Raw genomic sequence first — 11,471 nt, forward strand, 5'->3', positions numbered from 1 at the left:
ATATGAAAGATGTCCTTAATCTTGATAATTTATAGTTTTATTTAAAATAATTTCTTGTTTAAAATCAGATGGCTTCATTTGAAGTCTCTGATTTATGGTTTTCTATTTATTAAATTAAATCTAGCTTGTCATTTTTCATTGTTTTCATATCGATTTTTCTCTTTTTTACTCAAAAATTGCACTTTAGATCCTCCCTTGTCTGCGCTATTATCCGTTTTGCACTTTTCTTCGCTATTAACCGTTTGCTTTTTTACCCATGAATAGTTATTTCATTAGCCTTCTATAGAAAAAACAGGTAAGAATGCAAAAAAGTAAGCTAAAAGTGAAAAAAATGCATTTTTTTCTAGACAAGACTCTATCCCATCATTAGAATGCGCGCAATTTGCCAAAAATTTGCTTAAAAACTCATTTTGGCATTGATTTAGATCGCAAAATCTGAATTAATATGCAAAAAATATGATTGATTATTCTCCGGAGGATGTTTTGATTAAGTCAGCTATATTGGTTCTGGAAGACGGAACCCAATTCCACGGGCGCGCCATTGGTGCTGAAGGGGCCGCTATTGGAGAAGTCGTTTTCAATACTTCAATGACCGGATATCAAGAAATAATTACTGACCCTTCCTATTCCCGCCAAATTGTTACTCTCACTTATCCCCATATTGGTAATGTCGGCACTAATGCTGATGACGAAGAATCTCCTAACGTACACGCTCAAGGCCTTATCATTCGCGACTTACCATTAATCTACAGTAACTTTCGTGGTCAGGAAGGCTTGTCTGAATATCTGAAACGCCACAATGTGGTGGCTATCGCGGATATCGACACGCGCAAATTAACCCGCCTGTTAAGAGAAAAAGGCGCACAAAACGGTTGCATCATCGCAGGGGATAACCCAGATGCGGCGCTGGCTTTAGAAAAAGCACGCAGCTTCTCAGGTTTAAATGGCTTAGATTTAGCAAAAGAAGTTTGCACCAAAGAGATTTACAGCTGGACTCAACGCTCTTGGAACTTAGAAGAAGGACAACCAGCAGCAAGCAAAGAAGATGAGCTGCCATTACACGTTATTGCTTACGATTTTGGTGCAAAGCGCAATATTCTGCGTATGTTAGTTGACCGTGGTTGCCGCTTAACCGTCGTTCCAGCAACAACACCAGCAGAAGCGGTGTTAGCGATGAACCCAGATGGGATTTTCTTATCAAACGGTCCTGGTGACCCGGCTCCTTGTGACTACGCTATTAATGCCATCCAAGAATTCTTAAAAACTGAAATTCCAGTATTTGGCATCTGCTTAGGTCACCAATTACTAGCATTAGCAAGCGGCGCCAATACCGTGAAGATGAAGTTTGGTCACCACGGTGCTAACCACCCAGTTAAAGATTTAGACAAAGACGTGGTGATGATCACAGCTCAAAACCACGGTTTTGCGGTTGATGAATCCACACTACCCGACACATTGCGTGTGACACACAAATCGCTGTTTGATGGCACTTTACAAGGTATCCATCGCACAGATAAACCGGCATTCAGTTTCCAAGGTCACCCAGAAGCCAGTTCTGGTCCTCATGATGCTGCAGGTCTTTTTGACCACTTCATTGATTTAATCAACGAATACCGTCAAAACACACCACGTTCAAACGCAAAATAATCGGGAGCAAGAAAATGGCAAAACGTACAGATATTAAAAGCATTCTGATCCTCGGTGCAGGCCCGATTGTTATCGGCCAAGCGTGTGAGTTTGACTATTCAGGTGCACAAGCGTGTAAAGCTCTGAGAGAAGAAGGCTACCGCGTTATTCTGGTGAACTCGAACCCTGCGACTATCATGACTGACCCAGAAATGGCGGATGCAACCTACATCGAGCCAATTCACTGGGAAGTGGTACGTAAAATCATTGAAAAAGAGCGCCCAGATGCAGTATTACCAACTATGGGTGGGCAAACCGCGCTGAACTGTGCCCTTGAGCTTGAACGCCAAGGTGTACTGGCTGAATTTGGTGTGACCATGATTGGTGCAACTGCGGATGCGATTGATAAAGCAGAAGACCGTCAACGCTTTGATAAAGCGATGAAAAAAATCGGTTTAGGCACTGCGCGTTCAGGTATCGCACACACAATGGAAGAAGCCAACGCCGTTGCTGATGATGTTGGTTTCCCGTGTATCATTCGTCCATCATTCACTATGGGTGGTTCCGGTGGCGGTATCGCGTATAACCGTGAAGAATTTGAAGAAATCTGTACTCGTGGTTTAGATTTATCCCCAACTAACGAACTGTTGATCGATGAATCGTTAATTGGTTGGAAAGAGTATGAAATGGAAGTGGTTCGCGATAAGAAAGATAACTGCATTATCGTCTGCTCCATTGAAAACTTCGACGCAATGGGAATTCACACGGGTGACTCCATCACCGTCGCGCCTGCGCAAACACTGACAGATAAAGAATACCAAATCATGCGTGATGCCTCGATGGCAGTACTGCGTGAAATCGGTGTTGAAACAGGGGGCTCTAACGTTCAGTTCGCCGTTAACCCGAAAGATGGTCGCTTAATCGTTATCGAGATGAACCCGCGTGTTTCTCGTTCATCCGCACTCGCGTCAAAAGCAACGGGCTTCCCAATTGCTAAAATCGCTGCAAAATTAGCGGTCGGTTACACCCTCGATGAGCTGATGAATGACATCACAGGCGGCCGTACTCCTGCGTCATTTGAGCCGTCAATCGACTACGTTGTGACCAAAATTCCTCGCTTTAACTTCGAAAAATTTGCAGGAAGCAATGATCGTCTGACCACCCAAATGAAATCAGTGGGTGAGGTGATGGCTATCGGTCGCACATTCCAAGAATCTATGCAAAAAGCACTGCGTGGTCTGGAAGTCGGCGCAACAGGCTTCGACCCGAAAGTGAATCAGGAAGACCCAGAGTCGTTAACTCGCATTCGCCGTGAGCTGAAAGATGCGGGCTCTGACCGTATTTGGTACATCGCTGATGCATTCCGCGCAGGCTTATCTATCGACGGTATTTTCAACCTGACCAATATCGACCGCTGGTTCTTAGTGCAAATTGAAGAGCTGGTGCGCTTAGAAAACGAAGTGGCAGAGTTAGGTATCAATGGTCTAACTAAAGATTTCTTACGCCAACTGAAGCGCAAAGGTTTTGCGGATGCACGTCTGGCAAGTTTAGTGGGTGTGTCTGAAGCTGAATTACGTAAGTTACGTCAAGGTTATGATTTACATCCAGTTTATAAGCGTGTAGATACCTGTGCGGCAGAGTTTGCGACCGACACTGCGTATATGTACTCGACTTATGAAGACGAATGCGAATCCAATCCAAACAACGATAAACCAAAAATCATGGTATTAGGTGGCGGTCCAAACCGTATCGGGCAAGGTATCGAATTTGACTACTGCTGCGTACACGCTTCATTAGCGCTGCGCGAAGATGGTTATGAAACCATCATGGTCAACTGTAACCCTGAAACCGTTTCAACGGACTACGACACCTCTGACCGCCTCTATTTCGAGCCAGTGACACTGGAAGATGTGTTAGAAATCGTCCGTATTGAACAGCCGAAAGGGGTGATTGTTCAGTACGGTGGTCAAACGCCACTGAAATTAGCGCGTGCATTAGAAGCCGCGGGTGTGCCGGTTATTGGTACGAGCCCAGATGCGATTGACCGTGCAGAAGACCGTGAGCGTTTCCAACAAGCGGTTAACCGCTTAAACTTGAAACAGCCACAAAACGCCACTGTTGCAACTATCGAACAAGCTGTTGAAAAAGCAGCGGGTATCGGCTATCCGCTGGTGGTTCGTCCATCTTATGTACTGGGCGGTCGTGCGATGGAAATCGTCTATGACGAAGTTGACCTGCGTCGCTACTTCCAAACCGCGGTGAGTGTGTCTAACGATGCGCCAGTCCTATTAGACCGCTTCCTTGATGATGCGATTGAAGTGGACGTAGATGCAATCTGCGACGGTGAAATGGTGCTGATTGGCGGAATTATGGAGCACATTGAGCAAGCGGGTGTTCACTCAGGTGACTCCGCATGTTCACTGCCAGCTTATACATTAAGCCAAGAAATTCAGGATGTGATGCGTGAACAAGTGCGCAGCCTGGCATTCGAATTACGCGTTCGCGGTCTGATGAACGTTCAGTTTGCGGTGAAGAACAACGAAGTTTACCTGATTGAAGTGAACCCGCGAGCAGCAAGAACGGTGCCATTCGTTTCTAAAGCAACAGGCGTACCACTAGCGAAAGTTGCCGCGCGTGTTATGGCGGGTCAAACATTGACTCAGCAAGGCGTGACTGAAGAAGTCATTCCGCCTTACTACTCAGTCAAAGAAGTGGTTCTGCCATTCAACAAGTTCCAAGGTGTTGACCCAATCCTCGGGCCAGAAATGCGCTCAACGGGTGAAGTGATGGGTGTTGGCCGCACATTTGCTGAAGCATTCGCTAAAGCGATGTTAGGCAGCAACTCAACCATGAAGAAATCTGGTCGCGCACTGCTGTCTGTTCGTGAAGGGGATAAAACCAAAGTTGTTGATTTAGCGGCGAAACTGCTGAAACACGGCTTTGAGTTAGACGCGACTCACGGAACGGCGATTGTATTAGGTGAAGCGGGCATCAACCCTCGCTTAGTTAACAAAGTGCATGAAGGTCGTCCACACATTCAAGACCGTATTAAGAATGGTGAGTATAACTACATCGTGAATACCACAGCCGGTCGCCAAGCGATTGAAGATTCAAAACTCATTCGTGGCAGCGCACTGCGTTACAAAGTTCACTATGATACAACCCTCAACGGTGGCTTTGCGACGGCGTTATCTCTGAGCGCAGACCCAACGGATAAAGTGATTTCTGTACAAGAGATGCACGCATTAATTAAATAATTATTGATTCGATGATTATTAACCCCAGCGGTGTTATCACCTCTGGGGTTTTTTTATGGTTAGCGAAAAGTGGAATAAATTAAAATAAATGGAAAATAGTGCACAATAGTGATTGACCCTCACGTAACGTGAGGCACTAACCTGCATTTCAGGACAGGAGGCGTAGATGCTATTTCAAGTGGGTGAGATCGCAGAGAAAACAGGATTAACCATTCGTACCCTTCATCATTATGAAGAGATTGGTTTATTACTGCCGACTGCCAGAACCGATGCAGGTTATCGACTCTATAATATGCAATGTATTGAACGCTTGACGCAAATTCAGATGCTGCGTCAGGTGGGAGTCAAACTGAAAGACATCGGTGAGTTACTTGATGGTCACAGTGGCGATATCTCTCTTTTGCTGCAAGAGCGTATTAGTCTGTTAACCGAGCAGATGAAGCAGATTGAAAAACTGCGTTCACGCCTCGAGCGGTTACAGCAGCAAATGCAGCAGGGAGATAACCCCACTCAGGCTGATTGGTTTTCATTATTGGAGATGATGTCGATGTTTGATAAATATTTTACCCCTCAAGAGCTTGAGCAATTGCCGCTATACACGGCGAACACATTGAAAAATCAAGAGTGGCAGCAGCGGGTCGCCACAGTAAAATCGTTAATGGAAAAAGGTGAATCACCGAAATCAGCCGAAGTACAAGCTGTCGCTGTTGAGTGGATGACTGCCTTGGAAAGAGATACGGGCGGAAACCCTGATTTCTTTGCGCGTTTAAATCAAATTCACTTAACCGATAATGAGCTAATGTTCTCGACAGGGATCACCGAAGCGATGATTGACTTTGTAGCTCGGGGCTTTAGTGAGTACCAACTATCGCGTTTTAAACCCCATTTAACCGCAGAGCAATTTACTTTTGTTAGCCAGCATTATTTTGAATCTGGCAAAGTGTGGCCTGAATTTATTTCAGGAATTTATAATGCATTGAAAGCGGGAGATACTCCAGATTCGCCAAATGTACAGAAGCTGGCGGGAATGTGGTTAACCATGTTTAACCAATTTACTGGGGGCGATCCGCTATTGCAGGAAAAAATCCGCACGATTTATCGTGAAGATCCGGTGATTTCTCAAGGAACTTGGATGACGCCAGAAATTGGGCAGTATCTATTTTCTGCCATTAGTTGCTTATTGGCGAAGTAATAATAGCGTAAGTTAGCAATCCATATTTTGATATCAAAGTCGCGACAGAATATGCCGCGACTTTTTTGTTTTGGGTGGGTTAGTAGACTAAAAATGGACGGTTTGGATACCGATTGTTGCGGCTTGTCCACCCACACAAACTCGGCCGATAGCCTGATCTTGATGAGAAATTTCCACTTGAATTTGCGAGGAGCATCCCATTGCCCGCCCTTGTTCTAACAGAAAATGGGTTTCTGTGGGGAAGACATGTTTCACCAGATAGCAGCCAAGAGCACCACTGGCGCTACCAGTTGCGGACTCTTCATTAATCCCGTATAGCGGAGCAAAATTTCGGCAATGAGCAGTAAAGGAAGGCGACTGGCTTAACTCAAAAACATGAAAACCAATCGAGTCAAATTCACGGCTCAGTTGTGCGATAGCATCATAATTAGGTTTTAAATTATCTAATTGATTGGATTGCACGGGGACTAAAATATCAGGTAATCCAGTGGAGATAATTTCAATGGGTAAGCCTGTTTCCGTGATTGTCTCAGTTGGGATACCTAATGCGGCAGCGACGGCATTCACATCAGGTCCTTGGCGGCTAACGGGAAGAGTTTGTTGCATAATGACCCCATCAGCACTGACCGTAACATTTAAAATCCCTGCTTTGGTTTTTTGGGAATAGGTACCTGCGCCCAATTGGTTCAGTGAAAATAGGGTAAAAAAGACCGCCAATGTCGCATGTCCACAAAAGTCCACTTCACTTTCAGGGGTGAAAAAATCCACTTTAAAATCCGTTTTTTCACCTACACTTGCATCGGTATAGACAAACGCCGTTTCGGAAAATCCCACTTGGCGAGCAATCGCAATTTTTTGTGCATCATTGAGTTTCGGGGGATTGAGCACGACTCCTGCGGGGTTTCCACCCGTGTTATTTCGAGTAAATGAGTTTACAAGGTGAACGTCAAGCGTGTGTTTATCTGTAGGCATTACCGAGTTTTGCATAGTGACTCCAAGCTAATTAAGCGCTTTTTTATTATTTATGGGGATGAAAGGGGCGCATATTGAGAGGTAGATGTGGGTTTTGTCGCGGCGACCAAACACTAAAATTTGTGTTGGTCGCGTGAAATTTAGGCGTGCAATTTAGCTTTCTTTGCTGCCTTTTAAAGCTTTACGATGTTTCCAGTAGACGATAATGGAGCCAATCAAACCACTGACCAACAGCACAACAGGGATGATCATCAGCGCGGTGATCACGACTTGTTCATGCTCTTTAACGAAAGGAATTTGGTTAACGGCATAGCCCAAAGTCACAATAATACCGACCCACAATAACCCGCTAAGCCAGTTGAATAACTGGAAACGGCGGTGGCTTAAATCGGATAATCCCGCTAACAATGGCAGTAGCGTTCTCACAAATGCCAGAAAGCGCCCGATCAATAATGCATACAAACCTTGTCGGTTAAACATATCATTGGCTTTTTTATGATATTCCTCAGGGAGTTGAGAAAGCCAGCGTTTAACTATCTTCGTTTCGCTTAACCAACGCCCTTGAACAAATCCAAGCCAGCAGCCTAAACTCGCAGCCGTTGCCAACAGCAAGATTGTGGGGAAAAAGTGCAAAACACCTTTGGCAATCAGTGCACCAGAAAGCAGTAAAAGGGTATCACCGGGTAAAAATGCGGCGGGGAGCACGCCATTTTCTAATACAATCACCACAAAGAGTACGGTGTAAATGACCCAGAGAACTTCTGGGTTGGCGAGCTTCATAAAATCGTGTTGCCAAAGTGCCAGTACGATTTCGCGTATGACTTCCATAATCGTTCCTGTATCTGCATAAAGCGAATTATTGGGCTCTATATTACAGGAAAAATGTCAGCCTAGTTTGATTTGTTTGGGTAATTATCTAAAAGGCAGCGATTAACTGCCTAATAATTAAGGAAGGAATGTTGATGTTTAAATACGCGCGAAAGCACGTTGTAAATCATCAATGAGATCTTGCGGGTGTTCTAAGCCGACATGTAGACGGAAAAACGACCCGCTATCAGGCTGATAATCATATTGGCGCATACTGAGTAAATCTTCGGTTTGATAACCAAGGATCAGTGATTCAAACCCGCCCCATGAATACCCCATTTTAAAATGGCTAAAGTGGTCGAGAAAATCGCTGAACTGTTTAGGGGATAACCGCGAATTTAATTGAAACGAAAACAAACCGTTACAGCCACTAAAGTCTCGTTTAAAGAATTCATGCCCAGGGTGGCTTGGAAGTGCAGGGTGAAAAACACGTGCCACAGCGGGGTGCTCATCTAACCAGTTTGCGACGGCTAAACTGTTCGCTTCATGCTGCTTGAGGCGGGTTGGTAAGGTGTGAAGCCCTCGACCTGCCATGTAAACGGTATCAGGATCGGCAGTTTGCCCCAATAAATATGAGTTTTCCCGTAAGGTTTCGATGCAGCGCTGGTTGGCAACAGCGACCCCTAACATGCCATCTGAATGACCATTAATGTACTTTGTCGCGGATTGAATAGAGACATCTACATCAAATAAAAGAGGTTTGAGTAAGACACCCGCAGCCCATGTATTATCGATCATGATAATAATTTCTGGGGATTTTTGACGAATGGCTTTTACGATAGCAGGAAGGTCATGGACTTCCATAGTGATAGAACCAGGCGATTCCAAAAAAACAATTTTGGTATTTGGACGGATTAAATCGGTAATTTTTGCGCCAATCAATGGGTCGAAATAATTCGTTTCAACATTCAAATTAGTGAGGATTTTGTCGCAGAAGTTTTGTGTCGGGTCATAGGCTGACCCCGTGACCAGAATATGATCCCCCGCGCTGATAAATGACATAATGGCATTGGTGATCGCTGCTGCACCTGAAGGATAAAGAACACAGCCTGCCCCACATTCCAATTCGGTCATCGCTTCTTGGAAAGCAAAATGGGTCTGTGTACCTCGGCGACCATACATTAATACGCCATTCGCACGATTGTGTACCGCGTGCTTTTTATCTTCTACCGAATCAAAAATCACGGAGGAGGTACGTTGAATAACTGGGTTTACCCCTTTTTGAGTGAATTTAGGGTTTCTACCAAGATGCACGAGCTGGGTTTCTGGTCTTATGTTTGCCATTGAGCTATCCCTTATTTACCGATAGAAAATCAAATGATTGGCTAAGTTATCACCTGACGTTAAATGATTTTGGTCTACCAGAGCAAGAACTAAAGTGGTTAGCTGAATTTTCTTCATTATCAAGCAGCAAATCGAGTCGTCTCTCTAAGGGTTATGTTGATAAGCGACAAAAAATTGCGAATACTAATGATAATTACTATCAATTCGTGGTGTGTTTGATATTATCTGACATCTTGACGAAAAGAGATGAATGCGTGAATCAAATTTCGCTTTTAATGGTTAGTCGATGAATGGCACAATCATCGATATAAATTTTTTTATACAACACAAAATAAGAGAGTAAAGGCCAACTGATGCGTAAATTAACAGCTTCTATTCTATTGGCGATCGGCTTAATGGGCACGGCATCCGCAGAAACAACACCCGCTGTCACACCTACTACACCAGTAGCTAACCAAGGTTCAACAGCAGCTCCTGCAAATACACCTTCCACAACGGAAGTGACTGCGACTCAAGCAACTGCAACTCCAGCGGCAACACCGGAATCTGTCGTGACAAATACGGTAGTGACTGAAAATGTTGAGATTGCGACTGAAGCTCACGGTGGCGGTTTTGATCAGGATTTATCGGTTTGGGGTATGTACCAAAACGCAGATGTTGTTGTAAAAACGGTGATGATTGGTCTGTTACTCGCATCCGTGATTACATGGGCGCTATTCTTATCCAAAGGAAGTGAGATTTTAATTGCACGTCGTCGTTTAAAAGATGAAGCAAAAGCAATTGCAGAAGTAAAATCTCTTGATGAAGCGGTATCTATCGCGGAAGGGTTTAAAGCAGGTAGCATTACGCGCATGTTATTAGCTGAAGCGACAACAGAAAGAGCGCTTTCGGCAAACAGCCAAGATCTTGCGGGTATTAAAGACCGTACAGGTTTCCGTTTAGAAAGGGCGGTTGCTGCAATCAGCCGTTATATGGGACGTGGAAATGGCTATTTAGCAACTATTGGTGCGATTTCTCCATTTGTCGGTCTATTCGGTACCGTGTGGGGGATCATGAACAGCTTCATTGGTATTGCTCACTCACAAACCACAAACTTAGCCGTTGTTGCTCCAGGGATCGCAGAAGCGTTGCTGGCAACGGCAATCGGTCTTATCGCGGCGATTCCTGCGGTGGTTATCTATAATATTTTTGCTCGTATGATCAACAACTATCGTGGTCAAGTGGGTGATGTTGCTGCACAAGCAGCATTGTTACTGGGGCGTGACCTCGATCTGGCAAACAGCAAAGCAAGGTAATTATTATGGCAATGCGTTTAGGTGACGAACAAGACGATAGCGGTGAAATGCATGAAATCAACGTAACACCGTTTATCGATGTTATGTTGGTTCTGCTGATTATCTTTATGGTTGCAGCGCCACTGGCTACCGTTGATATTAAAGTCGACTTACCTGCTTCCACTGCGAAGCCTCAGCCTCGACCAGAAAAGCCAGTATTCTTAACTGTGAAATCAGATAGTCAGCTATTTATCGGCGAGCAAGCGGTCAGTAAAGAGCAGTTAGGTTCAACCCTTGATCAAGCCACAAACACCAATAAAGAAACCACAATTTTCTTCCAAGCGGATAAAAGTGTGGATTATGAAACGATGATGGATGTAATGAATGCGTTGCGTCAATCGGGGTATCTCAAGATTGGTTTAGTCGGTATGGAAGCAACCGCGGCTAACGCTAAATAGCTAAGTTGTTTCACGTAATCATGCGTTTTATCTCTGTATCGCGGGTGACATTTTCACGTTGATGCTTTGAGATAAAACGCATTTTTTTATGCCTATCAATTTTTATTCATCATATCTTTTGCATATTCTTGCAACATTTTTGATAAAAAAATGCCCTCTCTTTATAGTTTCACAAACAAAAGGTTTAATTTTATGCGGAATTTCTTCTGATTTTATTTAAGTTAGAGTGATTTTAAATTCTGCTCACATAAAATCACTTTTAAAAAAGACTTGATAAGGTTAATTGAAAATAAACCATCCATATTGTGCGGGATTATTCATATACAGAGTAATTTTGCTAGATACTCTAATTAGGAGTATCTATTTTGGAGTCTTTTGTGTGAGTTATCATGGAACTTGCTGATTATTAGAATAATCATGAATAAAGGCGATATCATCGTTCAAAATAACAGCAGGGTTAACTCGTTAGATGAAATTAAAACAAAAAGAGAGAATAATAAAAATTATTAATACATTTAACTCTAATTGAAATGATAAAAAA

The 11,471-nt window shown here is 43.8% G+C and carries 8 protein-coding genes; 5 read left to right on the forward strand and 3 right to left on the reverse strand.

Features of this window, described 5'->3' with window-relative positions:
• The first annotated feature begins 483 nt into the window (after positions 1-483).
• The 3 genes from carA to JK188_RS13760 all read left to right on the forward strand — a co-directional run bounded on the left by carA (position 484) and on the right by JK188_RS13760 (position 6,075).
• Complete coding sequence (gene carA, locus JK188_RS13750) at positions 484-1,647, forward strand: glutamine-hydrolyzing carbamoyl-phosphate synthase small subunit (protein ID WP_211886699.1); 1,164 nt, start codon at positions 484-486, stop codon at positions 1,645-1,647.
• 14 nt (positions 1,648-1,661) lie between these two features.
• On the forward strand, positions 1,662-4,883 hold the full coding sequence (gene carB / locus JK188_RS13755) for a carbamoyl-phosphate synthase large subunit (protein ID WP_211886697.1): 3,222 nt from the start codon (positions 1,662-1,664) through the stop codon (positions 4,881-4,883).
• A 166-nt stretch (positions 4,884-5,049) separates the two neighbouring features.
• Entirely contained in the window at positions 5,050-6,075 is a 1,026-nt protein-coding gene (locus tag JK188_RS13760) for a MerR family transcriptional regulator (RefSeq protein WP_211886694.1), read from the forward strand.
• 87 nt (positions 6,076-6,162) lie between these two features.
• Here JK188_RS13760 and JK188_RS13765 read toward each other — a convergent pair whose 3' ends face one another.
• The 3 genes from JK188_RS13765 to metC form a co-directional block, all read right to left on the reverse strand.
• Positions 6,163-7,062, reverse strand: a complete 900-nt coding sequence (locus tag JK188_RS13765; protein WP_211886692.1) for a PhzF family phenazine biosynthesis protein — start codon at positions 7,060-7,062, stop codon at positions 6,163-6,165.
• Positions 7,063-7,200: 138 nt separating this feature from the next.
• Positions 7,201-7,875, reverse strand: coding sequence for a DedA family protein (locus JK188_RS13770; RefSeq protein ID WP_211886690.1), 675 nt, complete (start codon positions 7,873-7,875; stop codon positions 7,201-7,203).
• 138 nt (positions 7,876-8,013) lie between these two features.
• Positions 8,014-9,198 (reverse strand): cystathionine beta-lyase, encoded by a 1,185-nt coding sequence (gene metC, locus JK188_RS13775; RefSeq protein ID WP_211886688.1) that lies wholly within the window; start codon positions 9,196-9,198, stop codon positions 8,014-8,016.
• Between the two features lie 353 nt (positions 9,199-9,551).
• Here metC and exbB point away from each other — a divergent pair, with 353 nt between their 5' ends.
• Complete coding sequence (gene exbB, locus JK188_RS13780) at positions 9,552-10,493, forward strand: tonB-system energizer ExbB (RefSeq protein ID WP_211886686.1); 942 nt, start codon at positions 9,552-9,554, stop codon at positions 10,491-10,493.
• A 5-nt stretch (positions 10,494-10,498) separates the two neighbouring features.
• Positions 10,499-10,930, forward strand: coding sequence for a TonB system transport protein ExbD (exbD, locus tag JK188_RS13785; RefSeq protein WP_036950331.1), 432 nt, complete (start codon positions 10,499-10,501; stop codon positions 10,928-10,930).
• Positions 10,931-11,471 lie beyond the last annotated feature (541 nt).

Origin of the sequence: Providencia sp. JGM181 (assembly GCF_018257375.1) — a bacterium.
Lineage (GTDB): Bacteria > Pseudomonadota > Gammaproteobacteria > Enterobacterales > Enterobacteriaceae > Providencia > Providencia lanzhouensis.

Bases quoted from the DNA above. Each gene is read 5' to 3' on its own strand.
- carB (WP_211886697.1), top strand. From the start codon at position 1,662: ATGGCAAAACGTACAGATATTAAAAGCATTCTGATCCTCGGTGCAGGC.
- JK188_RS13760 (WP_211886694.1), top strand. From the start codon at position 5,050: ATGCTATTTCAAGTGGGTGAGATCGCAGAGAAAACAGGATTAACCATT.
- JK188_RS13765 (WP_211886692.1), bottom strand. From the start codon at position 7,062: ATGCAAAACTCGGTAATGCCTACAGATAAACACACGCTTGACGTTCAC.
- JK188_RS13770 (WP_211886690.1), bottom strand. From the start codon at position 7,875: ATGGAAGTCATACGCGAAATCGTACTGGCACTTTGGCAACACGATTTT.
- metC (WP_211886688.1), bottom strand. From the start codon at position 9,198: ATGGCAAACATAAGACCAGAAACCCAGCTCGTGCATCTTGGTAGAAAC.
- exbB (WP_211886686.1), top strand. From the start codon at position 9,552: ATGCGTAAATTAACAGCTTCTATTCTATTGGCGATCGGCTTAATGGGC.
- exbD (WP_036950331.1), top strand. From the start codon at position 10,499: ATGGCAATGCGTTTAGGTGACGAACAAGACGATAGCGGTGAAATGCAT.